The sequence below is a fragment of the Paraburkholderia sp. D15 genome (genome assembly GCF_029910215.1).
Taxonomy (GTDB): Bacteria; Pseudomonadota; Gammaproteobacteria; order Burkholderiales; family Burkholderiaceae; genus Paraburkholderia.
This window is the reverse complement of record NZ_CP110395.1, coordinates 3,093,617-3,117,742: the sequence shown is the minus strand read 5'-3', so window position 1 is coordinate 3,117,742 and position 24,126 is coordinate 3,093,617. Positions and strand designations below refer to the sequence as shown.

22 protein-coding genes, 1 tRNA gene and 1 pseudogene are annotated in these 24,126 nt (G+C 63.4%); 17 read left to right on the top strand and 7 right to left on the bottom strand.

The window, feature by feature from the left end:
- Positions 1 to 95: 95 nt before the first annotated feature.
- The gene (locus LFL96_RS13395; RefSeq protein WP_280995710.1) at positions 96 to 521 is read right to left on the bottom strand and encodes a DUF2069 domain-containing protein; all 426 of its coding nucleotides are present in this window, start codon (positions 519 to 521) and stop codon (positions 96 to 98) included.
- The gene (gene wrbA / locus LFL96_RS13390) at positions 518 to 1,120 is read right to left on the bottom strand and encodes an NAD(P)H:quinone oxidoreductase (RefSeq protein ID WP_280995709.1); all 603 of its coding nucleotides are present in this window, start codon (positions 1,118 to 1,120) and stop codon (positions 518 to 520) included. Before wrbA ends, LFL96_RS13395 begins: the two co-directional genes overlap by 4 nt.
- A gap of 210 nt (positions 1,121 to 1,330) precedes the next feature.
- On the opposite strand from wrbA, the pseudogene LFL96_RS13385 reads away from it, so the two are divergent.
- Positions 1,331 to 2,587: pseudogene (locus tag LFL96_RS13385) on the top strand (YihY family inner membrane protein); the annotation flags it as partial.
- Here the strand turns inward: LFL96_RS13385 and LFL96_RS13380 are convergent.
- The 3 genes from LFL96_RS13380 to LFL96_RS13370 all read right to left on the bottom strand — a co-directional run bounded on the left by LFL96_RS13380 (position 2,588) and on the right by LFL96_RS13370 (position 5,319).
- Complete coding sequence (locus LFL96_RS13380; RefSeq protein WP_280995708.1) at positions 2,588 to 2,908, bottom strand: Mpo1-like protein; 321 nt, start codon at positions 2,906 to 2,908, stop codon at positions 2,588 to 2,590.
- A 225-nt stretch (positions 2,909 to 3,133) separates the two neighbouring features.
- On the bottom strand, positions 3,134 to 3,967 hold the full coding sequence (locus tag LFL96_RS13375; protein WP_280995707.1) for an alpha/beta hydrolase: 834 nt from the start codon (positions 3,965 to 3,967) through the stop codon (positions 3,134 to 3,136).
- Positions 3,964 to 5,319, bottom strand: coding sequence for an O-acetylhomoserine aminocarboxypropyltransferase (locus tag LFL96_RS13370; protein ID WP_281000742.1), 1,356 nt, complete (start codon positions 5,317 to 5,319; stop codon positions 3,964 to 3,966). The genes LFL96_RS13375 and LFL96_RS13370 overlap by 4 nt, the downstream gene beginning before the upstream one ends.
- Positions 5,320 to 5,658: 339 nt before the next feature.
- Between LFL96_RS13370 and LFL96_RS13365 the strand changes: the two genes are divergently transcribed.
- The 3 genes from LFL96_RS13365 (at position 5,659) to aroC (ending at position 9,565) form a co-directional block, all read left to right on the top strand.
- Positions 5,659 to 6,117 carry a CBS domain-containing protein gene (locus LFL96_RS13365; protein ID WP_280995706.1) on the top strand — a complete coding sequence of 153 codons (459 nt, stop codon included), beginning with the start codon at positions 5,659 to 5,661 and terminating at the stop codon, positions 6,115 to 6,117.
- Positions 6,118 to 6,376: 259 nt separating this feature from the next.
- Positions 6,377 to 8,314: an MFS transporter gene (locus LFL96_RS13360; RefSeq protein ID WP_280995705.1), complete on the top strand. Its 1,938-nt coding sequence runs from the start codon at positions 6,377 to 6,379 to the stop codon at positions 8,312 to 8,314.
- 150 nt (positions 8,315 to 8,464) lie between these two features.
- Positions 8,465 to 9,565, top strand: a complete 1,101-nt coding sequence (gene aroC / locus LFL96_RS13355) for a chorismate synthase (RefSeq protein ID WP_280995704.1) — start codon at positions 8,465 to 8,467, stop codon at positions 9,563 to 9,565.
- Positions 9,566 to 9,679: 114 nt separating this feature from the next.
- Here aroC and LFL96_RS13350 read toward each other — a convergent pair whose 3' ends face one another.
- Complete coding sequence (locus tag LFL96_RS13350) at positions 9,680 to 11,353, bottom strand: electron transfer flavoprotein-ubiquinone oxidoreductase (RefSeq protein ID WP_280995703.1); 1,674 nt, start codon at positions 11,351 to 11,353, stop codon at positions 9,680 to 9,682.
- 189 nt (positions 11,354 to 11,542) lie between these two features.
- Here LFL96_RS13350 and LFL96_RS13345 point away from each other — a divergent pair, with 189 nt between their 5' ends.
- The gene (locus tag LFL96_RS13345; RefSeq protein WP_280995702.1) at positions 11,543 to 12,319 is read left to right on the top strand and encodes an SDR family oxidoreductase; all 777 of its coding nucleotides are present in this window, start codon (positions 11,543 to 11,545) and stop codon (positions 12,317 to 12,319) included.
- 97 nt (positions 12,320 to 12,416) lie between these two features.
- Positions 12,417 to 12,848, top strand: coding sequence for a thioesterase family protein (locus tag LFL96_RS13340; RefSeq protein WP_280995701.1), 432 nt, complete (start codon positions 12,417 to 12,419; stop codon positions 12,846 to 12,848).
- Between the two features lie 130 nt (positions 12,849 to 12,978).
- Here LFL96_RS13340 and LFL96_RS13335 read toward each other — a convergent pair whose 3' ends face one another.
- Positions 12,979 to 13,524, bottom strand: a complete 546-nt coding sequence (locus tag LFL96_RS13335) for a LuxR C-terminal-related transcriptional regulator (protein WP_280995700.1) — start codon at positions 13,522 to 13,524, stop codon at positions 12,979 to 12,981.
- 263 nt (positions 13,525 to 13,787) lie between these two features.
- On the opposite strand from LFL96_RS13335, the gene LFL96_RS13330 reads away from it, so the two are divergent.
- From LFL96_RS13330 to pheS, 11 genes are all read left to right on the top strand, one after another.
- The gene (locus LFL96_RS13330) at positions 13,788 to 14,492 is read left to right on the top strand and encodes a CoA transferase subunit A (protein ID WP_280995699.1); all 705 of its coding nucleotides are present in this window, start codon (positions 13,788 to 13,790) and stop codon (positions 14,490 to 14,492) included.
- 2 nt (positions 14,493 to 14,494) lie between these two features.
- Positions 14,495 to 15,136 (top strand): CoA transferase subunit B, encoded by a 642-nt coding sequence (locus LFL96_RS13325; protein WP_280995698.1) that lies wholly within the window; start codon positions 14,495 to 14,497, stop codon positions 15,134 to 15,136.
- A gap of 291 nt (positions 15,137 to 15,427) precedes the next feature.
- Entirely contained in the window at positions 15,428 to 16,342 is a 915-nt protein-coding gene (locus LFL96_RS13320; protein ID WP_280995697.1) for an alpha/beta hydrolase, read from the top strand.
- An 81-nt stretch (positions 16,343 to 16,423) separates the two neighbouring features.
- Positions 16,424 to 16,777 carry a RidA family protein gene (locus tag LFL96_RS13315; RefSeq protein WP_280995696.1) on the top strand — a complete coding sequence of 118 codons (354 nt, stop codon included), beginning with the start codon at positions 16,424 to 16,426 and terminating at the stop codon, positions 16,775 to 16,777.
- A gap of 62 nt (positions 16,778 to 16,839) precedes the next feature.
- The gene (locus LFL96_RS13310) at positions 16,840 to 19,083 is read left to right on the top strand and encodes a bifunctional (p)ppGpp synthetase/guanosine-3',5'-bis(diphosphate) 3'-pyrophosphohydrolase (RefSeq protein WP_280995695.1); all 2,244 of its coding nucleotides are present in this window, start codon (positions 16,840 to 16,842) and stop codon (positions 19,081 to 19,083) included.
- Positions 19,084 to 19,225: 142 nt separating this feature from the next.
- A tRNA-Val gene (locus LFL96_RS13305) sits at positions 19,226 to 19,302 on the top strand.
- 251 nt (positions 19,303 to 19,553) lie between these two features.
- On the top strand, positions 19,554 to 21,461 hold the full coding sequence (gene thrS / locus LFL96_RS13300; RefSeq protein WP_280995694.1) for a threonine--tRNA ligase: 1,908 nt from the start codon (positions 19,554 to 19,556) through the stop codon (positions 21,459 to 21,461).
- Between the two features lie 49 nt (positions 21,462 to 21,510).
- Entirely contained in the window at positions 21,511 to 22,035 is a 525-nt protein-coding gene (gene infC / locus LFL96_RS13295) for a translation initiation factor IF-3 (RefSeq protein WP_075643713.1), read from the top strand.
- A gap of 277 nt (positions 22,036 to 22,312) precedes the next feature.
- Entirely contained in the window at positions 22,313 to 22,510 is a 198-nt protein-coding gene (gene rpmI / locus LFL96_RS13290; protein ID WP_006052501.1) for a 50S ribosomal protein L35, read from the top strand.
- 29 nt (positions 22,511 to 22,539) lie between these two features.
- Positions 22,540 to 22,899, top strand: coding sequence for a 50S ribosomal protein L20 (rplT, locus tag LFL96_RS13285; protein WP_006052502.1), 360 nt, complete (start codon positions 22,540 to 22,542; stop codon positions 22,897 to 22,899).
- 158 nt (positions 22,900 to 23,057) lie between these two features.
- Positions 23,058 to 24,071 carry a phenylalanine--tRNA ligase subunit alpha gene (gene pheS, locus LFL96_RS13280; protein WP_280995693.1) on the top strand — a complete coding sequence of 338 codons (1,014 nt, stop codon included), beginning with the start codon at positions 23,058 to 23,060 and terminating at the stop codon, positions 24,069 to 24,071.
- The last annotated feature ends 55 nt before the right edge of the window (positions 24,072 to 24,126 follow it).

Sequence of the window (24,126 nt, the reverse complement as noted above, 5' to 3'; positions counted from 1 at the left end):
ATGGTCGGTCAGCGGATACGGGCGGAGATAGGGGGCGGTTGGGGCTGAAACTTAGGCTGAGCTTGAGCGTGATGCCGCAGCGATGTCCGGCACCGTCAAGCGTGGTCGGCTTCCTGATTGTCGCGCGTGCGCGCGTCTTGCGCCGCCTGCTTCTTCGTGAGCTTCGCCGCGCGTTTGAACGGCGCGACATAAGCCAGCGTGCAGACGAAAAACACGACCGAGAGCGCGGCTTCCGCCCAGCCCAGCCGCGCGCTCAAACCCGTGTCGCTCCAGCCGCGCACGACGCCTTCCGCGAAATACAGCAGGATCAGCATGGACGCCCACTGCAGCGTATAAAGCCGATGCCGCCAGACCCCCGGCCACGCGAGCAGCAACGGCACGGCCTTCAGCACCAGCGCCGAGCCGCCGGGGCGCAGCGGCGCGAGCCACCATTCCCACGCGACGCACAGCGCGATCAGCGCGAGCAGGGACGCGGTGGCGCCATGCGCGGCGAGGGTGTTGCGCGGCACGGGCGCGTTCACGGCCGCTCGCTCATGGAAGCCGCGGTACGCGCGACGCGCGCGCCGAGCGCGACGGCCAGCGTTCGCTCGTCGGCGGAAATGCCCTGTTCGGCGGTACCCGCGCGCGCGAAATGCGACGCGCCGTATGGCGTGCCGCCGGTCTGCGTGGTGGACAGCACGCTCTCCGTGTACGGAATGCCGACGATCAGCATGCCGTGATGCAGCAGCGGCAGCATCATGGACAGCAGCGTGGATTCCTGGCCGCCATGCAGACTGCCCGTCGACGTGAACACGCAGGCCGGTTTGCCCGACAACGCGCCTGCCAGCCACTGCGGCGTGGTGCCGTCGAGAAAGTATTTGAGCGATGCGGCCATGTTGCCGAAGCGGGTAGGCGAACCGAGCGCGAGACCGGCGCACTCTTCGAGATCGCGCAGTTCGACGTAGGGCGGACCTTCGGCGGGAATGTCCGGCTGGGTCGCTTCGCAGACCGTGGAAACCGCCGGCACGGTGCGCACGCGCGCCTGCATGCCGGGGACGCTGTCGACGCCGTGCGCGATCGCCAGCGCAAGCTCGCGCGTGGCGCCGTGACGGCTGTAATAGAGCACGAGAATGTCTTTCATAGGCCTCATCGGTGAACAGGTATTATAGGGGCTGGGTCTGCTGGACAGGCCATCCATAGCCATTCGGCCAGGTCCTGTTAAGGCGTCTCGTGCCGGGTTTCGTTGTGTCTCACCGGTCTTCGTACGTCGCGCCGGCGAGCGGAGCGAAGATGGGCAGACGGCCCGAAGCACGGCCCCGAATCACGGGTTCACGAAGCAAGGAGGTGGGGTTTGTTGTCCAGGGTGCGTTTCGATCTCGACACGCTCAAACGGCTCGCGCAGTTCGCCGCGCAGCGCAGCAGCGAAGACCGTATTCCGCAGGTGGCAGGCAGCCTCACGTTCACCACCATGCTCGCGCTCGTGCCGCTCGCCACGGTCGCGTTCGCGTTGTTCACCGCCTTCCCGATTTTCAGTTCGTTCCAGGAGTCGCTGCAGTTTTTCCTCGCCGACCACCTGATGCCCGCGCAACTGAACAGTCAGATTTTCAAGTATCTGAACCAGTTCGCGTCCAAGGCCAAGGGACTTACCACGATCGGCATGATCCTGCTGTTCCTCACGGCCGTGATGACGATGATGACCGTCGAATCCGCGTTCAACGTGATCTGGCGCGTGCGCAAGGCACGGCCGATCGCGCAGCGCATTCTGGTCTACTGGGCGATCATCACGCTCGGTCCGTTGCTGATCGGCGTGAGCCTGTCGATTTCGTCATACGTCTTCACGCAGTCGATGACATTCACCGCCGCGCAGCGGATGACGCCCGTGATCGAATGGGCGCTGACGGGCGCGGTGCTGCCGCTCACGGCGCTGGCCTTCACGATTCTCTACGTGTATCTGCCGAATTGCCGGGTGGAGTGGCGCGATGCGGTGATCGGCGGCGTGACCGCGGCGATCGCCTTCGAACTCGCGAAGCGCGGCTTCGGCTACTACGTGCGCCGCATCCCGACTTACACGGCCGTGTACGGCGCCTTCGCGGCGGTGCCGCTGTTTCTGTTGTGGATGTATCTGTGCTGGTTCATCACGCTGGCCGGCGCGATGATCGCGTCCGCGCTGCCGGCCATTCGCATCGGCCAGTTTCATCGGCCCACGTTCGAGGGCAGCGATCTGTTCGATTCGCTCGAACTGCTCGCGCGGCTCTCCGAAGCGCGTGATGCGGGCAAGCGCGGCTACACGGTGCCCGAACTCTCACGGATGCTCCGCCGCGACATGGACACCACGATCAACCTGCTGCAGAAGCTCGAAGAAATCGAGTGGATTGCGCGGCTGCAGGAAGACGGCATGCGTCCGCATTTCCTGCTGCTGGCGAACCCCGCGCAGATTACCGTCGAGCGATTGTTCGATCTGTTCGTGATCGATCGCGCGGAACTCGAATATCAGCTCGAACTCGATTCCACGCGGGTGGACGGCGACACGCTGCTTGGCGCGCTGGATAACGACAGACTGAAGAATGTGACGCTGGCCGTGCTGCTGGCGGTCCGCGCCGCGTCGCGGCTACAGCGAAATCTTGCCGATGCAGATGTCCTTGAACATCACCCAATCCCCCATCAGGCTGTACACCGGATGACGGAAGGTGGCCGGCCGGTTCTTCTCGAAGAAGAAATGCCCGACCCAGGCAAAGCCATATCCGCAGATCACCGCCGCCGGCAGCCATAGCCAGTCGCCGGTGGCGAGCGCCATCGCGAGACAGCCGATGACGCCGAGCGATCCCACGAAATGCAGCCGCCGCGAGACCGTATTGCGATGCTCGCTGAGATAGTACGGATAGAACTCCGCGAAACTCGCGAAGTGATCGGAGTGGGCGGTTTGAGCCATGGCGGCCTCCCTGTTGTCATGCTTGTCAGCCTGGTGTCCGTCGCTTTCAATAAGCTTCGGGGTGCGCGCCGGCATGCGCCGCACGCGTTCGAAACAGGACAGGCGTGGCCCATTGTGCGGCTATCGAAGCGGCGGCGCAACCTGGCCATTCGGCCGATGGCGCGCCGCTTTCGAAACCTCTATCGTGACGCGTCCGTCATGACGGCGCGTGGCAATTCGTGACATTCAACGCGGGTCGCGGGGCGGTGTCGTCGCGAAGCTGAAGAGGGCGTCGAGCGTGGCATCCGGTTGCTCGGTCATCAGCGCGTGGCCGGCATCCAGCGTGACGGTGTCGACCTGCGCGCCGGCTTGCGCGAGCGCGTCGGCGAGCGCCCTGGCTGCGCGCGGCGGCGTCATCGCATCGCGCCGGCCGACGACGAGACGCGTCGCGCAGCGCACGTCGGCGGCGCGCGCGAGACCGTCCGCGTAGCTGTTGCATGCGCTGAAGTCGGTATGGAACAGGTTCGGCTCGCCCTTCGCCGACACGCGCTCCATCAGCCGCTGGTTCATGCCATGCAGCCAGAAGCCGGGACCGGGGCACGAGGGCTTCGCGGCGAAGGTCGAATGCGACCACTGATTGACCATCTCGATCGCCTCGGGCTCGCGGTTCAACGCGGCGTCGAGCAGGGCGTCGGACACGCTCATCGGAACCGCGGTGGCGAGCAGCGCGAGATGCGTCGCGCGATCGGGGTAGCGGCCGGCGAAGTCGAGCGCGATCAACGAGCCCATGCTGTGGCCGGCCACGAACGCGCGCTGCACGCCGGCGGCATCGAGCAACGCGGCGAGCCAGTCGGCCATGGCCGGCACACTGGTCAGCGCCGGGCCCGCGCTGCGGCAGTGGCCAGGCAGATCGACCGCCAGCACGCCGAAACCGTGGTGCGCGAAGTAGCGGCTTTGCAGCGCCCACACGCTATGGTCGTGCTCCGCGCCATGGATGAACACGGCGGTGGGCAGCGCAGGGTCGAACGGTTTGCCGCCGGTGTACGCGTAGGCGGATTGGCCTTGAACGGTGACGATCATGCGGACTCCGGGCGGGAAGGCGTCGCGGCGGCAGTGGGTGGGGCGGGCGGCTTCGTGCCCGAGCCGCCGGCTTTCTGCGCGGCTTTCAATGCGCGCTTGAGATCGTCGATCAGATCGTCCGGATCCTCGAGGCCGATCGACAGGCGGATCGTGCCTTCGGTGATGCCGGCCGCGGCGAGCGCGGCGGCATCCATGCGGAAATGCGTGGTCGACGCGGGATGGATCACCAGCGAGCGCGCATCGCCGACGTTCGCCAGATGCGAGAACAGCGACAGCGCCTCGATGAAGCTGCGCCCGGCGGCGCGGCCGCCGCGCAGGTCGAAGCTGAACACCGCGCCGGCGCCGCGCGGCAGCAGACGCCGGGCGAGTGCGTGGTCCGGATGCGTTGGCAGTTCGGGGTAGGCGACGGCCTCGACCGCCGGATGCGCGGCGAGAAATTCGACCACGCGGCGCGTGTTGGCGATATGCCGTTCCATCCGCAGCGGCAGCGTTTCGATGCCCTGCAGCAGTTGCCACGCGGCCTGCGGATGCAGACAGGCGCCGAAGTCGCGCAGACCTTCGCGGCGCGCGCGCAGCAGGAACGGCGCGACCGTGCTTTCCTCGCTGAACACCATGCCGTGAAAGCCGTCGTACGGCTCGGTGAATTCGGGGAAACGGCCCGACGCTTCGAAGTCGAACGTGCCGCCGTCCACCAGCACGCCGCCGATCGTCGTGCCGTGGCCGCCGAGAAATTTGGTCGCCGAGTGATAGACGAAGTCGGCGCCGTGCTCGAACGGCTTGAGCAGATACGGCGTGGTGAAGGTCGAGTCGACCAGCAGCGGCACGCGGTGTTCGTGCGCGATCTGCGCGACGGTCGCGATGTCGAGCACGTCGAGGCCCGGATTGCCGAGCGTTTCGCCGAACAGCAGACGCGTGTTCGGGCGCAGCGCGGCGCGCCACGCGTCGGCGTCGCCCGGTTTGACGAAGGTCGTCTCGATGCCGAAGCGCCGCAGCGTGTAGTGCAGCAGGTTGTGCGAGCCGCCGTACAGCGCGCTGGATGCGACGATATGCGCGCCCGCGCCCATCAGCGTGGCGATGGCCAGATGCAGCGCGGCCTGGCCGCTTGCCGTGCCGATCGCGCCCGCGCCGTTTTCCAGCGCGGCGACGCGTTCCTCGAACACGGCCACGGTCGGGTTCGAGATGCGCGAGTAGACGTGGCCGGCGCGCTCCATATTGAAGAGCGCCGCGGCGTGGTCGGGATCGCGGAACGAAAACGAGGTGGTCTGGTAGATCGGCGTGGCGCGCGCGCCGGTGGTGGGGTCGGGCGCGGCGCCGGCGTGCAGCGCAAGCGTGTCGAAACGGTTGGCGGACATGCGGAACGGCGAGGCCACGAACAGCCTCGCGAAAGGTGAAAGTGGCGGCCATCCTATCATCGGCGCCGCGCACATCAAGCGCGGTTTTCCCGATGACGGGGAGCGCGGCGGCGCGATTTCAATGCAGCGAATGCGCGTTGAATGCGCGCCGAATGCGCGGTGAGTGAGCGCCAAGTGAGCGGTGAGTCGGCACCGGACGAGCGGAAAATCCCCGCCTTTCGCCCGCAGAATCCCCGCCGGGCCTTGGTGGGCGGGCCGCTTTCCTTTTATGGGGCTTTCCGCTAGGATCAAAAATCATTCATGCATCACCAGATTAGCGGGTATCCCGGGAGACAGATCATGCGAGTCAGCGACATTCTTAAGGTCAAAGGCAACACCCTTTTCACGGTCACACCGGATACCACGCTGCATGAAGCCGTCAACGCCATGGCGGAGCACGACATCGGTTCGCTGGTCGTAATGGAGTACGGCGACCTGGTCGGCATGCTGACCTTCCGCGAAATCATCATGACGCTGAGCAAGAATGGCGGCAGCGTCGGCACCTCGACGATCCGCAAGGTGATGGACGATCATCCGCTCACCTGCACGCCCGAAACCGACGTCAACGAAGTTCGCCGCATGATGCTGGAGCATCATGTCCGTTATCTGCCGGTCATGGAAAGCCGCACGCTGATGGGCGTGATCTCGTTCTACGACGTCGCCAAGGCTGTGGTGGAAGAGCAGGGTTTCGAGAACCGCATGCTCAAGGCGTATATTCGCGACTGGCCGGAAGAGCAGGAACAGCAGCCCGCACGCTGAGCGTGGCCGATTTTCGCCGGTGCATGATCGGCACGGGGCAACGCGGCGGCTGAGTCGTTCAATTCGTTGCAGCTAGTCAAGCCCGTCAAGCGGCTCAAGCCAGTCGAGCCGTTCAAGCCGTGACCGTGAATCCGAACATGCAGCAAAGGCGCGCGCGAAAGCGTGCGCTTTTTTTGTGCCCGGCGGTGTACCCGGAATGCATTTAAAGCCGTGGCCGACCCGATTTTCCAGTTGCTCTTTTAGCCTGTCCTCGACCCTCATGAGCGATCGTCCGATACCCGCCGCCCGCCGCGCTGCCCGCGCCAGCGAAGCGCACGACTCCCAGTTCAAGCTGCTCGGCGAGCGCCGCTTCGCGCCGTTTTTCTGGACCCAGTTCCTCGGCGCGATGAACGACAACGTGTTCAAGATCGGCTTCACGTCGCTCGTCACGTATCAGGCGGCGCGCTTCTCCGGCGTCGACCCGAAAACCGCCGCATTCCTCATTTCCGCGATCTTCATCCTGCCGTTCGTGCTGCTGTCCGCCACGTCCGGCCAGATCGCCGACAAATACGACAAGGCGATGCTCACGCGCTTCGTCAAGAGCTTCGAGATCGTCGTGATGCTGATCGGCGGCACGGGGTTCTGGCTGCATAGCGCGCCGCTGCTGTATCTGTGCACGTTCCTGATGGGCGTGCATTCCACCGTGTTCGGGCCGGTCAAGTATTCGTACCTGCCGCAGCATCTGTCGAAATCGGAGCTGGTGGGCGGCAACGGCATGGTCGAGATGGGCACCTTCGTGGCGATCCTGATCGGCACGATCATCGGCGGCGCGGGCGCGGGGTTCGTCGAGCATGGCGCGGTGGTGCTGGCCTGCGCGTGCGTCGCCATCGCGCTGGTCGGGCGCTTCGTGTCGCGCTTCGTGCCGGTCACGCCGGCCGCGCAGCCCGACTTGCGCATCAACTGGAATCCGGTCAGCGAGACGTGGCGCAACCTGAAGCTCGCGCGCGAAAACCGCACCGTGTTTCTGAGCTTGCTGGGGATTTCGTGGCTGTGGTTCGTCGGCGCGACCTTCCTGTCGTCGTTCTTCAGCTTCGCGAAGAACGTGTTGTCGGCGAATCCGGATGTCGTCACCGTGCTGCTCGGTACCTTCTCGATCGGCATAGGCCTGGGTTCGCTGATGTGCGAGAAGCTCTCGAAGCGGCGCATCGAAATCGGGCTGGTGCCGCTCGGCTCGATCGGCATGAGCGTGTTCGCCATCGACCTCTTTTTCGCGAGCCATGCGCTGCCGGCGGCGGGCCATCTGCTGAGCGTCGGCGAATTTCTCGCGCGGCCCGCGCACTGGCGCGTGCTGGCCGACCTGTTCCTGCTCGCGATGTTCGGCGGCTTCTACAGCGTGCCGCTCTATGCGCTGATCCAGAGCCGCAGCCAGCCGAGCCACCGGGCGCGGATCATCGCCGCGAACAATATCCTGAATTCGCTGTTCATGATCCTGTCGTCGTTGATGGCGGTCGGCTTGACCTCGGCCGGTTTCAGCATTCCGGCGATTTTCCTCGTCACCGCGCTGCTGAATATCGTCGTCGCCACGTATATCTACTCGCTGGTGCCGGAGTTTCTGCTGCGCTTCGTCGCGTGGGTGCTGGTGCACACGTTCTACCGGATCCGGCTCGTGCACGCCGAGCGGATTCCGGAAGAGGGCGCCGCCGTGCTCGTGTGCAATCACGTGAGCTTCGTCGATGCGATCGTCATCATGGCCGAAAGCCCGCGGCCGATCCGTTTCGTGATGGATCATCAGATCTTCAAGTCGCCGTTGGCCGGCTGGGTGTTCCGTCACGCGAAAGCGATTCCGATCGCGCCCGCGCATCAGGATGCCGAGCTGCTGACGCGCGCCTACGAGCGTTGCGCGCAGGCGCTGGCCGAGGGCGATCTGGTCTGCATCTTCCCGGAAGGCAAGCTGACCAAAACCGGCGATATGAACCCGTTCCGTCATGGCGTGACCGAGATCATCAAGCGCACGCCGGCGCCGGTGGTGCCGATGGCGCTGCGCGGCCTCTGGGGTAGCGTGTTCTCGCGCGCCAACGACGCGCGCTGGCCGCGCCCTGTCCAGAAGGGCGTGATGAGCCGGCTGACGCTCGCCGTCGGCGAGCCGATCGAGCCGGCGCTGGCGACGCCCGAGTTGTTGCAGCAGGTGGTGACGGAGTTGCGCGGCGCGCGGAAGTAGGGGGCGAGCGGACTAGCCGGGGCGGATGGTCCCCCGGCGTACCCCGCATCATTCGCCTCGCCGCAAGTCATACCTGCGCGATGGCCACATGCCCGGCCCGTAACGGGCTGGCATAATAGCGTTTTCCCCGCATTCCTTTGGACGACGCCCATGTCCGGCAACACGCTCGGTACGCTTTTCACTGTCACGACCTTCGGCGAATCGCACGGCCCCGCTATCGGCTGCGTGATCGACGGTTGCCCGCCGGGCATGGCGCTCAGCGAGGCCGACATCCAGTTCGAACTCGACCGTCGCAAGCCCGGCACGTCGCGCCACGTCACGCAACGCCAGGAAGAAGACAAGGTCGAAATCCTGTCCGGCGTGTTCGAAGGCCAGACCACCGGCGCGCCGATCGCGCTGCTGATCCGCAATACGGATCAGCGCAGCAAGGACTACGGCAACATCGTCGACACGTTCCGTCCCGGCCACGCCGACTACACCTACTGGCAGAAATACGGCATTCGCGACTATCGCGGCGGTGGCCGTTCATCGGCGCGTTTGACGGCGCCCACGGTCGCTGCCGGCGCGGTCGCGAAGAAATGGTTGCGCGAGAAATTCGGCACTGAAATCCGCGGCTACATGGCGGCATTGGGCGAGATCGACGTGCCCTTCGTCGATTGGGCGCACGTGCGAGAGAACCCGTTTTTCGTGCCGAACGCGGACATCGTGCCGCAGCTCGAAGACTATATGGACGCGCTGCGTAAAGACGGCGACTCGATCGGCGCGCGTATCAACGTCGTCGCGTCGGGCGTGCCGGTCGGTCTTGGCGAACCGTTGTTCGATCGCCTCGACGCGGACATCGCGCACGCAATGATGGGCATTAACGCGGTGAAGGGTGTGGAGATCGGCGCGGGTTTCGCGAGCGTCGCGCAACGCGGCTCCGTGCATGGCGATGAGCTCACGCCGGAGGGTTTCGTCGGCAATCACGCGGGCGGGGTGCTCGGCGGTATTTCGACGGGGCAGGACATTACCGTGTCGATCGCGATCAAGCCGACGTCGAGCATTCGCACGCCGCGCCGTTCGATCGACAAGGCCGGACAACCGGCGGTGGTGGAAACGTTCGGGCGGCATGATCCGTGTGTCGGGATCCGCGCCACGCCGATCGCCGAATCGATGCTCGCGCTGGTGCTGATCGACCACGCGCTGCGCCATCGTGCGCAATGCGGCGATGTCGCGGTCGATACGCCGAAGATCGCGGCAAGCGCACCTTAAGCGCCCGAGGCGCACCAAGCGCACTTAAGCCGCGCGCTTTCATCCCAACTTCACGCATGCCACCTTCGCAGCGGGCGACTCCGAGTCACCGCGCCGCGAAGGCAAACTACTCCATTACATATTCGGGTAGTTCGGACCGCCGCCACCCTCGGGCGTAACCCACACGATGTTCTGCGTCGGGTCCTTGATATCGCACGTTTTGCAATGCACGCAGTTCTGCGCATTGATCACCAGACGCTCGCCGCCATCGTCGTTCTTGACGAACTCATACACCGCCGCCGGGCAGTAGCGCGATTCCGGACCTGCATAGGTCTGCCAGTTCACGTTCACCGGCACCGAAGGATCTTTCAGCGTCAGGTGAGCCGGCTGGTTCTCCTCGTGATTCGTGTTCGAGATGAACACTGAAGACAGCCGGTCGAACGTCAGCTTGCCGTCCGGCTTCGGATACGTGATCGGCTTGCATTGCGACGCCGGCTTCAGCATCTCGTGATCCGAGTGCTGGTGATGCAGCGTCCACGGCACATTGCCGCCCAGCACCTTCTGTTCGAGACCGACCATCAGCGTGCCGAGGTACAGGCCCTTGCTCATCCACTGCTTGAAGTTACGTGCGCGATGCAGCTCGGTGTGCAGCCACGACGTCTTGAAGCTCTCCGGATAGGCGGTCAATTCGTCGTTCTGACGACCTGCCTGCACGGCATCGAAAGCGGCGTCGGCCGCCAGCATGCCGGTCTTGATCGCCGCGTGCGAACCCTTGATTCGCGACGCATTGAGAAAGCCCGCGTCGTCGCCCACCAGCGCACCGCCCGGGAACACCAGCTTCGGCAGCGAGAGCAGGCCACCGGCGGTAATGGCCCGCGCGCCGTACGACACGCGCTTGCCGCCTTCGAGCACCGCGCGGATGGCCGGATGCGTCTTGTAGCGCTGGAATTCCTCGAACGGCGACAGATACGGATTCGTGTAGCCGAGGCCGACGACGAAGCCCACCACCACCTGGTTGTTGTCCATGTGATAGAGGAACGAGCCGCCGTAGGTATCGTTTTCGAGCGGCCAGCCGGCGGTGTGCATCACGAGACCGGGCTTGTGCTTCGACGGATCGATTTCCCACAGCTCCTTGATGCCGATGCCGTACACCTGCGGATCGGCGCCGTCGCGCAGCTTGAACCTGTCGCTCAGCTGGCGGCCCAGATGCCCGCGCGCGCCTTCGCAGAACAACGTGTATTTCGCATGCAGTTCCATGCCGAGCTGGAAATTCTCGGTCGGCTGGCCATCCTTGCCGATACCGAGATTGCCGGTCGCGACGCCCTTGACCGAGCCGTCGTCGTTGTAAAGGATTTCAGCGGCCGGAAAGCCCGGGAAAATCTCGACGCCCAGCGCCTCGGCCTGCTGACCCAGCCAGCGCGTCACATTGGCGAGCGAGATGACATAGTTGCCGTGGTTCTTGAAGTTATCCGGCAGCGCCCAGGTCGGCACGCTCTTCGAACCGGTCTCGGTCAGGAACAGGAACTTGTCCTCGGTGACGTCGACCGTGAGCGGCGCGCCTTTTTCCTTCCAGTCCGGGATCAGTTCGGTGATCGCGCGCGGGTCCATCACCGCGCCCGACAGAATGTGAGCCCCGATCTCCGAGCCTTTTTCCAGCACGCACACGCCCAGCTCGACGCCTTTTTCCGCCGCCAGCTGCTTCAGGCGGATCGCCGCGGACAAGCCAGCCGGGCCGCCGCCGACGACCACGACGTCGTATTCCATCGACTCGCGTGGACCGTATTGCTCAATGAGACTTGCGGGGGTCATTGATGCTCCTCTTACCGTTAGAATGCTTTTTTCGGGTTCGTATTGTGGGCGATGCACACCCGCACTGCAACCGGATGAGCGGAGATTAGCACGATCGTTCTATTTATATGATACGGTAGCGGCCCGCGGCGACGGTCCTACCGCTTCTGTCAATCGCAGTGGTAACAACAACCGAACAAGGGAACGACAATGGGCCGTTCGATCAATCTGGAAGGCAAGGTCGCGCTGATCACCGGCGCTTCGAGCGGGTTGGGGAAGCGCTTTGCTCAAGTGTTGTCGCAGGCGGGCGCCAAGGTCGTGCTGGCGAGCCGGCGCACCGAGCGGTTGAAGGAACTGCGCGCCGAGATCGAGGCGTCGGGCGGCGCGGCGCACGTGGTGTCGCTCGACGTGACCGACTACCAGAGCATCAAGTCGGCGGTCGCGCATGCGGAAACCGAGGCGGGCACCATCGACATTCTGGTGAACAACTCGGGGGTGTCGACCACGCAGAAGCTTTCGGAGGTCACGCCGGCGGACTTCGAGTACGTGTTCGACACGAACACGCGCGGCGCCTTCTTCGTCGCCCAGGAGGTGGCCAAACGCATGATCATGCGCGGCAACGGCACGCAGAACCCGTCGTACCGGATCATCAATATCGCGTCCATGGCGGGGCTGCGCGTGCTGCCGCAGATCGGCCTGTATTCGATGAGCAAGGCCGCCGTCGTCCATATGACGAAGGCCATGGCGCTCGAATGGGGCAAGCACGGCATCAACGTGAACGCGATCTGCCCGGGCTATATCGATACCGAGATCAATCACCATCACTGGTCGACCGAGCAGGGGCAGAAACTGGTGTCGATGCTGCCGCGCCACCGCGTCGGCAAGCCGGACGATCTCGACGGGCTCCTGCTGCTGCTGGCGGCCGACGAATCGCAGTTCATCAACGGCTCGGTGATTGCCGCCGACGATGGGTTCGGCCTGTCCTGAGCGTGCGTGGCAGGCGGAAAAACATAGGCGGACCGGACCGCGCTCACCGGCCGCAACAGATTTCAACCACTCAAGAAGCAAGTAGAACGGAAGCAAGATGAGCGATTTTCACGCAGTTTTCGAGATGTCGATGCCGATCCGCTGGGGCGACATGGATGCATTCGGCCATGTGAACAACACGGTTTATTTCCGTTACATGGAGCAGGTGCGGATCTCGTGGTTCGAGCAACTGGGTCTGGCGGGCAGCAATGCCGATGGGCAAGGTCCGGTGATCGTCAATGCATCGATGGAGTTTCTCAAGCAACTGCATTATCCCGGCGACGTGATCGGCCGGATGACGGTGGCCACGCCGGGCCGCAGCAGCTTCGACACCGGCTTCGAACTGGTGCGTGCGGACGATCCGCACACCGTGTACGCGCGCGGCGCCGCGCGCTGCGTGTGGATCGACTACGCCGCCGGCAAGTCGGTGCCGGTGCCCGATCTGCTGCGCGAGACGATCGAGCGCGCCGCGCTGGTCAAGGCGGCCTGATCCGGACAGTCAGGGCCGTTTGGGTTGAACGTGCGGCATGAAGCGATCGGCATGAAGCGCAACCGGTACGAAACAGGCGGCCCGCGTGCCGCGTTCAGTTCCCGATCGGCTTTCCGGTTCAATGCCCGGTTCAATGCCCCAGCAAGCGCTGCAACAGCTCGGTCGCATTACCCGTATCGTATTTACGCATCAACCGCGCACGGTACACGTCCACGGTGCGCGGGCTGATGTCCAGCACGCGCCCTATCTGCTTGCTGGTCTTGCCGGTCACCAGTTGCGCGGCGATCTCGCGTTCGCGCGGCGTCAATTCGACCGCCACGCGGCGCGTCGCGCTCAAATCCTCGAAGGTCCAGACACCGGCCGCGTGCGCGTCGGCGCGTTGACGCGCGCGGCCTGTCACATGACACCAGAACAGTTCGCCGTTGGCGCGCTTCATGATGCGGTCGTCCGCGTAGCTGCCTTGCGCGGTCATGATCGGCGGAATGCGCGCGCCGATCCGCTCGAATTCGTCCGTCGACGGATACAGCACCTGGAATGACTGGCCGAGCAGCGCCTCGCGCGGACAGCCGAATATCGACGCCAGTTCTTCGTTGCAATCCTCGATCACCCGCTCGCGCGACAGCACGAGTCCGATCGGCGCGAGTTGAAAAGCGGTTTGGTAGTCCAGTGCGGGCATGGGTTGGCGGCAAGTACTTATGTATTTTTGCGTATTGTGCCGCATGGCGCGCCCAGCGTACTCTTTCGGGCACATGACGACATGCCGGCAAAGCCGGGCGCACGGTTTGCGTCGGATGACTAGAATGACGTGTCGGGTACGAGCCCGCGCAACGTCTTGCTACGCGTCGCAGCGATCAAGGTCGGCGTGCCGGTGCATGCATCAGGCAGGTTCCGGCGTCCGGCACAGCGGTTTCGGGTTTCCATAGAGGAAGGGACAAACTGATGAACAAGGTCTATCCAGGCGCCGCCGAGGCGCTCAAGGACATCGTCAAGGACGGGCAGACATTCGCCGTCGGCGGCTTCGGCCTGTGCGGCATTCCGGAGGCGTTGATCGCCGCGCTGCGCGATTCGAAGGTGCAGGGCATCACCTGCATCAGCAACAACGCGGGCGTCGACGGTTTCGGCCTCGGCCTGCTGCTCGAAACGCGCCAGGTGAAGAAGATGATCTCGTCGTACGTCGGCGAGAACAAGGAATTCGAGCGCCAGTATCTGGCCGGCGAACTCGAACTCGAATTCACGCCGCAAGGCACGCTCGCCGAAAAACTGCGCGCGGGCGGCTCGGGCATTCCGGCGTTCTTCACCAATACCGGCTACGGCACGCTGATCGCCGAGGGCAAGGAAACCCGCCAGTTCGGCGAGAACCACTACGTGCTCGAACACTCGCTGACCGCGGACGTCGCGCTCGTCAAGGCATGGAAGGCCGACAAGGCCGGCAACCTGATCTACCGCCGCACCGCGCGCAACTTCAACCCGATGTGCGCGATGGCCGGCAAGATCACCGTCGCCGAGGTCGAGGAGATCGTCGAGGTGGGCGAACTCGATCCGGACGCGATCCACACGCCCGGCATCTTCGTTCAGCGCATTGTGCTCAATGCGACTCCGGAAAAACGCATCGAACAACGCGTCGTCCGCGCGAAAGGAGCCTGATCATGGCATGGACTCGTGACGAAATGGCCGCGCGCGCGGCGAAGGAATTGCAGGACGGCTTCTACGTGAACCTCGGCATCGGTTTGCCGACGCTGGTCGCGAACCACGTGCCCGCCGGCGTCGAAGTGTGGCTGCAATCGGAGAACGGCTTGCTGGGCATTGGCCCGTCGCCGACCGAGGACGAAGTGGACGCCGACCTGATCAACGCCGGCAAGCAGACCGTGACGACGCTGCCGGGCTCGTCGATCTTCTCGTCGGCGGATTCGTTCGCGATGATTCGCGGCGGCCACATCAACCTGGCGATTCTGGGCGCGATGCAGATCAGCAAGAAAGGCGATCTGGCCAACTGGATGATCCCGGGCAAGATGATCAAGGGCATGGGCGGCGCGATGGATCTGGTCGCGGGCGTCAAGCGCGTGGTCGTGCTGATGGAACACGTCGCGAAGGGCGACCAGCATAAGATTCTCGAGGAATGCACGTTGCCGCTGACGGGTGTCGGCGTGGTCGACCAGATCATCACCGATCTTGGCGTGATCGACGTGACGGAAAACGGCCTGAAGGTGAGCGAACTGGCGCCGGGCGTCAGCGTCGAGGAAATCCAGGCGAAGACCGGCGCGCCGCTCGATGTGAGCGCGGTGAGTTGAAGACGGTGCGCGAGCTTTAACGGGACTTGCGTCGCTGGCGGTTGCGGCGGCGAAGTCTGAATCGACAGGCGGGCGGGACGTGAGTCTCGCCCGTTTTGTTTGGTGCGATGGGGTGGGTGTTCCGCTTTGCCTGATGCCTAGCGATGCAGTCCTATGTCGTCCTACACCGTCCTATGCCGTTTGGCCGATCCTTGTCGCGCGGCAAAGCGGTTTACAATCTTTCCTCGATCGATGCCTCGTCGATCTTCGCCGTGAGAGCCGTGCTCCGCGGCGCTTTCGCAAGGAGCCCCGATGACCGCAACAACGTCCGCTTCCAGCGCCGGGCCCACGGCTCCGCGTCAACGTTACGTGCAATGCGCGAGCGCCGCGGGTCTGCATCGCATCGCCTATACCGAGTGGGGCGATCCGGCCAATCCGCGCGTGCTCGTCTGCGTGCATGGCCTGACGCGGTCCGGGCGCGATTTCGACCGGCTCGCGGCGCAGTTCGCGGGCACTTATCGCGTGGTGTGTCCGGACGTGGCGGGGCGGGGATTGTCGTCGTGGCTCGCGAACCCCAACTTCTATAGCGTGCCGCAATATGTGGCCGACATGGTCACGCTGATCGCGCGGCTGAATGTCGAGACGGTGGACTGGTTCGGCACCTCGATGGGCGGGCTGATCGGCATGGCGCTCGCCGGCTTGCCGGACACGCCGATCCGCAAGCTGCTGCTCAACGACGTCGGCCCGCATCTTGAACCGGTGGCCGTGAAGCGCATTGGCGACTATCTCGGCAAGCCGGTGCGCTTCGATACGCTGCAACAAGGTGTCGACTACGCGGCCTCGCTCGCGCAATCGTTCGGGCCACTGTCGGCGGACGACTGGCGCGAAATCAACACGCCGCTGCTGCACGAGCAAGACGGCGCCTGGCTGTTGCGCTACGACCCGCGCATCGCCGTGCCGTTTGCCGCGATCACCGAGGAAGCCGCCAAACTCGGCGAGGCCGCGTTGTGGCATTCGCTCGCGAGCTTCCAGGGGCCGGTGCTGGTGGTGCGCGGCGAGCAGTCCGATTTGTTGTCGCGCGAAACCGTCGCGAAGATGGTCGAGACCGGGCGGGCGGTGTCGAGCGTCGAAATCGCCGGCGTCGGGCATGCGCCGGCATTTCTCTCGCCCGATCAGATCGATGTCGCGCGGCAGTTCTTCATCGGAGCCGCCGGCGACGCGTCATAATATGCAGTTGCGCGCGGCATCCGCGAATGGATGCCGCGCGGATGCCTCTCCGTTCAATCTTCAACCCAATCAGGATTCTTCATGGCAGTCATTCGTCATCACGTCGGCAAGCGCCTCTCCGAAACCGCCGTGCATAACGGCACGGTGTACCTCGCAGGCCAGATCGCCGAAGACGCGGATCAGGACATCACGGGTCAGACGCGTGAAGTGCTCGGCCACATCGACCGTTTGCTGGCGGAAGTGAATAGCGACAAGTCGCATTTGCTGTCGGTGCAGATCTATATCTCGGACATGGTGCACTTTGCCGGCATGAACGCGGTGTGGGACGAGTGGGTCGCGCAGGGCGCCACGCCGCCGCGCGCCACCGTCGAAGCCAAGCTCGCGAATCCGAAGTGCCTCGTCGAGATCGTCGTGGTCGCGGCGCAGCGCGACTGAACCGGCTTTATCGCCATTGCTGACACAACGCTGAATCGTCCGGTCCGTCGGACCGCCGCACCATGAATACCGAAATCGTGACGAACGCGCCGCACCCCCTGCCTTCCTTCGACGAAGCGATGGCGTTCGTGCGCGAACATGCGGGCGAGGTGCGGTTGTCGTCGGGCGAGTTGCTGGCGGATCACGCGGCGGGCACGGCGTCGATCATGCGCACGCTCAACGTCGACCCGCCGGCGGTGCTGGCGGCGGCGCTGTTCGCGCTGACGCCGCACTTGCAGGACCCGGAGCGCGTGATTGCCGACAACTTCGGCGAGGAAGTCGCGCAACTGGTCGGCGACGTGCGCAAGTTGCTGCGCCTCGGCACGGTCAGCCTGCGCGCCGCGCAGAACGCGATGCCCGAAGCCGGTCGCGATGCACAGGCTGCGCGCCGTACGCAGGTCGAGGCGCTGCGCAAGATGCTGCTCGCGTTCGCGCAGGACATTCGCGTGGTGCTGATCCGGCTCGCATCGCGTCTGCAATCCATGCGCTACTACGCGGCGGCGAAGATCACGCCGTCGCCGGACGTGGCGCGTGAAACGCTGGATATTTACGCGCCGCTCGCCAATCGCCTCGGCATCTGGCAATTGAAGTGGGAGCTGGAAGACCTCGCATTCCGCTTCGAGGAGCCGGTGACCTACAAGCGCATCGCCAAGCTGCTCGACGAAAAGCGTGTCGAGCGCGAGAGTTACGTCGCGCAGGCCATCGGGCGGCTGCAGCAGGAACTGGCCGCGGCGAATATACGCGCCGAGGTCAGCGGCCGGCCGAAACACATCTACAGCATCTGGCGCAAGATGCGCGGCAAGGAGCTGGACTTCGCCGAGCTGTACGACGTGCGCGCGTTTCGCGTGATCGTGCCGGACATCAAGGATTGCTATACGGTGCTCGGCATCGTGCATAACCTGTGGCAACCGGTGCCGCGCGAATTCGACGATTACATCTCGCGACCCAAGCCGAACGGCTACAAGTCGCTGCACACGGTGGTGATCGGCGACGATGGCCGCGCGTTCGAGGTGCAGATCCGTACGCACGACATGCATCAGTTCGCCGAATATGGCGTGGCCGCGCACTGGCGCTACAAGGAAGCGGGCACGCGTGGGTACGGCGGGCAGTTCAGCGCCAACGAGAAGTACGACGAGAAGATCGCGTGGCTGCGGCAACTGCTCGCATGGAAAGACGAGGTCTCGGAAGGCGAGCACGGCGAGAAGCGCGCCGCGCAGCCGTGGGAGCAACTGCGCCAGGCCACGCTTGACGACGATCACATCTACGTGCTGACGCCGCAGGCGCGCGTTATTCCGTTGCCGCATGGCGCGACGCCGGTGGATTTCGCGTATCACCTGCATAGCGAACTGGGGCACCGGTGCCGTGGCGCGCGCGTCGACGGTGCGATGGTGCCGCTCAACACGCCGCTGCAGAACGGCCAGACGATCGAGATCGTCGCGGTGAAAGAGGGGGGGCCGTCGCGCGACTGGCTCAATCCGCAGCTCGGCTATCTGCAAAGTCCACGTGCGCGGCAGAAGGTGCGCGCGTGGTTCAATGCGGTCGAAGTGCAGGAGCACATCGCGAGCGGTCGCGCGATGGTCGAAAAGACCTTGCAGCGCGAAGGCAAGACCTCGGTCAATCTCGACCAGCTCGCATCCAGGCTCGGCTTCAAGACCACCGACGATCTGTTCTCGGTGGTCGGCAAGGAAGAGTTCAGTCTGCGGCTCGTCGAGCAGGCGTTGCACGATGCTCCGCCGCCCGAGCCCGTGGTCGAGGCGCCGGAGCAGTTCGAAAAGCGCAGCAGCGGCGCGAGCGTCGCGCGCGGTGCGTCGACCGGCGTGCTGGTGGTCGGCGTCGACGCGTTGCTCACGCAGCTCGCGCGCTGCTGCCGTCCCGCGCCGCCGGACGACATCAGCGGTTTCGTCACGCGCGGCAAGGGCATGTCGATTCACCGGAGCGATTGCCCGACATTCGTGCGCATGGCCGAGCGCGCGCCGGAGCGCGTGCTGCAAACCGCGTGGTCGGCGGACGTGATGAGCGGACGCGGGCAGTCGGTGTATCCGGTCGACCTGAGTATCGAAGCGACCGACCGTCAGGGCTTGTTGCGCGATATTTCGGAAGTTTTCGCGCGCGAGAAGATGAATGTCATCGGTGTGAAGACACAATCCCGTCGTAACACCGCATTCATGCAATTCACCGTCGAGGTATCGAGCGCCGCGCAGATTCAGCGCGCGTGCACGGTGCTCGGCGAAGTGACGGGCGTGGTGCGCGCGTCGCGCAAGAGTTGATCGATCAGCGGGCGTTTGATGGCGCAACGGGGCCCGGTCCCGTATGCACTCACGTACGCCCGAGTACGTGAGTAGAAATTTGAAGTCGGTTCATAAAAGTACTTGCCAAGCCGCGTGGGGCTCCATATAATCTCGTTTCTTCAGGCTCGTAGCTCAGCTGGTTAGAGCACCACCTTGACATGGTGGGGGTCGTTGGTTCGAGTCCAATCGAGCCTACCAACGAAAGAGAAATTCCGGTTCTGCCGGGGTTTCGCAAACTGCAGTAAGTGCCCTCGGCGCAAAAGGCAAATACGGTTATGACACCGCGAACGTTGACCGAAACTGCTTCGGAGCGACGCTAGTCGAGGACCAATTTCGCCAATGTAGTTTGCAGGAAATGTGAATGCGGCCCCTCGAAAGCGGGGCCGCATTTTTTTTGGCTTTTAGACCTGTTGTATGTGCCGCCGCCGGTCGGCACCACGGAGAACGCAATGGTTTCGATACGTCTGCCTGACGGTTCTGTTCGACAGTACGAGCATCCGGTGACGGTCGCCGAAGTGGCCGCGTCGATCGGCCCCGGCCTCGCGAAGGCCGCGCTCGGCGGCAAGATCGACGGTGAACTGGTCGATACGTCCGCGCTGATCGATCACGACGTGGCGCTCGCCATCGTCACGGAAAAAGATGCGGACGGCCTCGACATCATTCGTCACTCCACCGCGCACTTGCTCGCGTATGCCGTGAAGGATCTGTTCCCGGAAGCGCAGGTGACGATCGGCCCGGTGATCGACAACGGCTTCTATTACGACTTCGCGTACAGCCGTCCCTTCACGCCGGAAGATCTGGAAAAGATCGAAAAGCGCATGCAGGAACTCGCGAAGAAAGACGAGCCGGTGTCGCGCCGCGTGGTGTCGCGCGGCGAAGCGGTGGACTACTTCAAGAGCATCGGCGAAAAGTACAAGGCCGAGATCATCGAATCGATTCCGTCCAGCGACGATATCAAGCTGTACTCGCATGGCGGTTTCACCGATCTGTGCCGCGGGCCGCACGTGCCGTCCACCGGCAAGCTGAAGGTTTTCAAGCTGATGAAGGTGGCGGGCGCCTATTGGCGCGGCGATTCGAAGAACGAGCAGTTGCAGCGCATCTACGGTACGGCCTGGACCAAAAAGGAAGACCAGGAAGCGTATCTGCACATGCTCGAGGAAGCGGAAAAGCGCGATCACCGCAAGCTCGGCAAGCAACTCGACCTGTTTCATATGCAGGACGAATCGCCGGGCATGGTGTTCTGGCATCCGCGCGGCTGGACGCTGTGGCAGCAGGTCGAGCAGTACATGCGCCGTCGCGTGAACGACGCCGGCTACCTCGAAATCAAGACGCCGATGATCATGGACCGTTCGCTGTGGGAAGCGTCGGGCCACTGGCAGAACTATCGTGAAAACATGTTCACGACGGAATCGGAAAAGCGCGACTACGCGATCAAGCCGATGAACTGCCCGGGTCACGTGCAGGTGTTCAACCACGGTCTGCGTTCGTACCGCGATCTGCCGCTGCGTTACGCGGAGTTCGGGTCGTGCCATCGCAACGAATCTTCGGGCGCATTGCACGGATTGATGCGCGTGCGCGGTTTCGTGCAGGACGACGCGCACATTTTCTGTACCGAAGATCAGTTCATCAGCGAGTCGATCGCGTTCAACACGCTCGCCATGAGCGTGTACAAGGACTTCGGCTTCGACAACGTCGACATCAAGCTGTCGCTGCGCCCGGATGCGCGCGCCGGCACGGATGAAACCTGGGATCGCGCGGAACAAGGCCTGCGCGAGGCGCTGACCGCCTGCGGCGTCACGTGGGAAGAGCTGCCGGGCGAGGGCGCCTTTTACGGCCCGAAGGTCGAATATCACATCAAGGACGCGCTGGGCCGTTCGTGGCAATGCGGCACGTTGCAGCTGGACATGGTGCTGCCGGAGCGTCTTGGCGCGGAATACGTCGCTGAAGACAACGGCCGTCGCCGGCCGATCATGCTGCACCGGGCAATCGTCGGATCAATGGAGCGCTTCCTTGGCATTCTGATCGAGCACCATGGCGGCGCCATGCCGTCGTGGCTCGCGCCGATGCAGGTCGTGGTCATGAATATCGCGGAAAATCAGGCCGAATATGCAAATTCGCTAGCCCAATCGTTGCAAAAACAAGGGGTTAGAGTTGAGGCCGATTTGCGCAACGAGAAGATTAGCTATAAAATACGCGAGCACACGCTGGAGAAGGTCCCGTATCTGCTTGTGGTCGGCGACAAAGAGCGTGAAGCCCAAACGGTAGCCGTGCGTGCCCGTGGTGGTGTCGATCTGGGTGTGATGCCTGTCGATACCTTCATTGAGCGTCTGCGTCAGGACGTGCAGTCGTTCAACTGAGCCACCTGGCAGCCCGGCTCGTTTTTTTAATTTTTAGAGGAAACGTAACATCGCTACTGATAAGTCTGCGCACCGCATCAACGGTGAAATTACGGCACCCGAGGTGCGTCTGGTCGGAGTCGAGAACGAACCGCTCGGCATCGTGAAACTCGCTGATGCGTTCCGCATGTCGGAACAGCAGGATGTCGATCTGGTCGAAATCGCCCCGCAAGCGGTCCCGCCGGTTTGCCGCTTGATGGACTACGGCAAGTTCAAGTACCAGGAAGCGAAGAAGCAGCACGAGGCCAAGCTCAAGCAGAAGGTCATCCAGGTCAAGGAAGTCAAATTCCGTCCGGGTACCGACGACGGTGACTACAACGTCAAGCTGCGCAATCTCGTTCGCTTCCTCGAAGACGGCGACAAGACGAAAATCACGTTGCGTTTCCGTGGACGCGAAATGGCTCACCAGGAAATCGGTATGCGCATGCTCGAACGCCTGCGCACGGACCTCGACGAAGTCGGTCAGGTCGAGCAAATGCCGAAAATGGAAGGGCGCCAGATGATCATGGTGCTCGCGCCGAAGAAAAAGAAGTAATCAGCTGAAGCAGCGGCGCGCCGTGTGGCGCGCGCTTCGGTTGTGCAGGATTGAAGCGATGTCGCACTGGGTGTCCGGTGCGGTGTCGGCAGGTTTCGGAACGGTGTGGAAAGCGATCGGGTTTGACGTGACGTGAACTCGGCGTGATCCAGGCCGGTCCTGAAAAGCGGCCGTCGGCAGTATCGGCGGTCTGCATACCAAGTGGAATGGGTTTCGAAGGGCGGGTCATGGCCTCTGGCCGACCGCACACCCATGTCCATCTAATAATGGAGTTGTCATGCCGAAGATGAAGACCAAGAAGAGTGCTGCAAAGCGCTTCGTGGTGCGTCCGGGCGGTACCGTCAAGCGCGGTCAAGCCTTCAAGCGCCACATTCTTACCAAGAAAACCACCAAGAACAAACGCCATCTGCGCGGTTCGACGGCAGTTCATGATTCCGATCTGAACTCCGTGCGCGCAATGCTGCCGTTCGCTTAACCCTTAACCGACACTCATAGGAGCAAGACATGCCTCGAGTAAAACGTGGGGTTACCGCACGGGCCCGTCACAAGAAGATCATCAAGCTGGCCAAGGGTTACCGCGGCCGTCGCAATAACGTCTATCGCATCGCCAAGCAGGCGGTCATGCGCGCAGGCCAGTACGCCTACCGCGATCGCCGCAACAAGAAGCGTGTGTTCCGCGCATTGTGGATCACGCGTATCAACGCGGCGGTGCGTCAGCACGACATGACGTACAGCGTGTTCATCAACGGCCTGAAGAAGGCTTCGATCGAACTCGACCGCAAGGTGCTGGCCGACATGGCTGTGTTCGACAAGGCTGCTTTTGCTGCGATCGTTCAGCAGGTGAAAGCCGCCGTTGCAGCCTGATTGCGCTTCTGGCAATTAACACTGCGTGGTTCGTTGCAGCGAACATCCGGTAGTCTCGGTGACGCTGCAGCAAAAACGGGGCTCCTCACCGAGCCCCGTTTTTGTTGGTAGAACCAGTTTTGCTTCAATTGAACACTGACGTTGAAATGATGGGATCAATGGATCTGGACCAGATTGTCGCCGACGCGCAAAAAGCCTTCGCAGAAGCCTCCGACGTCACCACCCTCGAGAACGAGAAAGCGCGCTTTCTTGGTAAATCGGGTGCGTTGACCGAGCTATTGAAGGGCCTTGGCAAACTCGATCCCGAAACGCGCAAGACCGAAGGCGCACGGATCAACCTCGTCAAGCAACAGGTGGAAGCTGCGTTGACCGCGCGCCGTCAGGCATTGGCCGACGCGTTGCTGAACCAGCGCCTTGCCGCCGAAGCCATCGACGTCACGTTGCCCGGCCGCGGCGCCGATGCAGGCAGCCTGCATCCGGTGATGCGCACATGGGAGCGCGTCGAACAGATTTTCCGTACGATCGGATTCGACGTGGCCGACGGCCCCGAGATCGAAACCGACTGGTACAACTTCACCTCGTTGAACAGCCCGGAAAACCATCCGGCGCGTTCGATGCAGGACACTTTCTACGTCGACGGCAAAGACGCCGACGGACGTCAACTGCTGTTGCGCACGCATACCAGCCCGATGCAGGTGCGCTACGCGCGCACCAACACGCCGCCTATCAAGGTGATCGTGCCGGGCCGCACGTATCGCGTGGACAGCGACGCCACCCATTCGCCGATGTTCAACCAGGTCGAAGGCCTGTGGATCGAAGAGAACATCAGCTTCGCTGACCTGAAGGGCGTCTACACGGACTTCCTGAAGAAATTCTTCGAGCGCGACGATATTCAGGTGCGCTTCCGTCCGTCGTATTTCCCGTTCACCGAACCGTCGGCCGAAATCGACATGCTGTTCGAAACGGGCAAGAACGCCGGCAAATGGCTCGAAATTTCGGGTTCCGGCCAGGTGCACCCCACGGTGATCCGCAACATGGGTCTCGACCCGGAGCGCTATATCGGCTTCGCGTTCGGCAGCGGCCTCGAACGGCTCACCATGTTGCGCTATGGCGTGCAAGACCTGCGTCTGTTCTTCGAAAACGACCTGCGTTTCCTGCGTCAATTCGCTTGACGATGCGGCGCGGTCGAACGCGACAAGCATAGAGCGCGGCGCGGTGCGCGAAGCG

What these genes read in the sequence shown, in the direction of transcription:
- rpmI (WP_006052501.1), top strand. Translation starts at nt 22,313, where the DNA reads ATGCCGAAGATGAAGACCAAGAAGAGTGCTGCAAAGCGCTTCGTGGTG.
- LFL96_RS13380 (WP_280995708.1), bottom strand. Translation starts at nt 2,908, where the DNA reads ATGGCTCAAACCGCCCACTCCGATCACTTCGCGAGTTTCGCGGAGTTC.
- LFL96_RS13330 (WP_280995699.1), top strand. Translation starts at nt 13,788, where the DNA reads ATGAACAAGGTCTATCCAGGCGCCGCCGAGGCGCTCAAGGACATCGTC.
- LFL96_RS13315 (WP_280995696.1), top strand. Translation starts at nt 16,424, where the DNA reads ATGGCAGTCATTCGTCATCACGTCGGCAAGCGCCTCTCCGAAACCGCC.
- LFL96_RS13370 (WP_281000742.1), bottom strand. Translation starts at nt 5,319, where the DNA reads ATGTCCGCCAACCGTTTCGACACGCTTGCGCTGCACGCCGGCGCCGCG.
- LFL96_RS13340 (WP_280995701.1), top strand. Translation starts at nt 12,417, where the DNA reads ATGAGCGATTTTCACGCAGTTTTCGAGATGTCGATGCCGATCCGCTGG.
- LFL96_RS13320 (WP_280995697.1), top strand. Translation starts at nt 15,428, where the DNA reads ATGACCGCAACAACGTCCGCTTCCAGCGCCGGGCCCACGGCTCCGCGT.
- LFL96_RS13325 (WP_280995698.1), top strand. Translation starts at nt 14,495, where the DNA reads ATGGCATGGACTCGTGACGAAATGGCCGCGCGCGCGGCGAAGGAATTG.
- LFL96_RS13335 (WP_280995700.1), bottom strand. Translation starts at nt 13,524, where the DNA reads ATGCCCGCACTGGACTACCAAACCGCTTTTCAACTCGCGCCGATCGGA.
- rplT (WP_006052502.1), top strand. Translation starts at nt 22,540, where the DNA reads ATGCCTCGAGTAAAACGTGGGGTTACCGCACGGGCCCGTCACAAGAAG.
- LFL96_RS13350 (WP_280995703.1), bottom strand. Translation starts at nt 11,353, where the DNA reads ATGACCCCCGCAAGTCTCATTGAGCAATACGGTCCACGCGAGTCGATG.
- LFL96_RS13360 (WP_280995705.1), top strand. Translation starts at nt 6,377, where the DNA reads ATGAGCGATCGTCCGATACCCGCCGCCCGCCGCGCTGCCCGCGCCAGC.
- LFL96_RS13365 (WP_280995706.1), top strand. Translation starts at nt 5,659, where the DNA reads ATGCGAGTCAGCGACATTCTTAAGGTCAAAGGCAACACCCTTTTCACG.
- LFL96_RS13345 (WP_280995702.1), top strand. Translation starts at nt 11,543, where the DNA reads ATGGGCCGTTCGATCAATCTGGAAGGCAAGGTCGCGCTGATCACCGGC.
- aroC (WP_280995704.1), top strand. Translation starts at nt 8,465, where the DNA reads ATGTCCGGCAACACGCTCGGTACGCTTTTCACTGTCACGACCTTCGGC.
- LFL96_RS13310 (WP_280995695.1), top strand. Translation starts at nt 16,840, where the DNA reads ATGAATACCGAAATCGTGACGAACGCGCCGCACCCCCTGCCTTCCTTC.
- thrS (WP_280995694.1), top strand. Translation starts at nt 19,554, where the DNA reads ATGGTTTCGATACGTCTGCCTGACGGTTCTGTTCGACAGTACGAGCAT.
- pheS (WP_280995693.1), top strand. Translation starts at nt 23,058, where the DNA reads ATGGATCTGGACCAGATTGTCGCCGACGCGCAAAAAGCCTTCGCAGAA.
- LFL96_RS13375 (WP_280995707.1), bottom strand. Translation starts at nt 3,967, where the DNA reads ATGATCGTCACCGTTCAAGGCCAATCCGCCTACGCGTACACCGGCGGC.
- wrbA (WP_280995709.1), bottom strand. Translation starts at nt 1,120, where the DNA reads ATGAAAGACATTCTCGTGCTCTATTACAGCCGTCACGGCGCCACGCGC.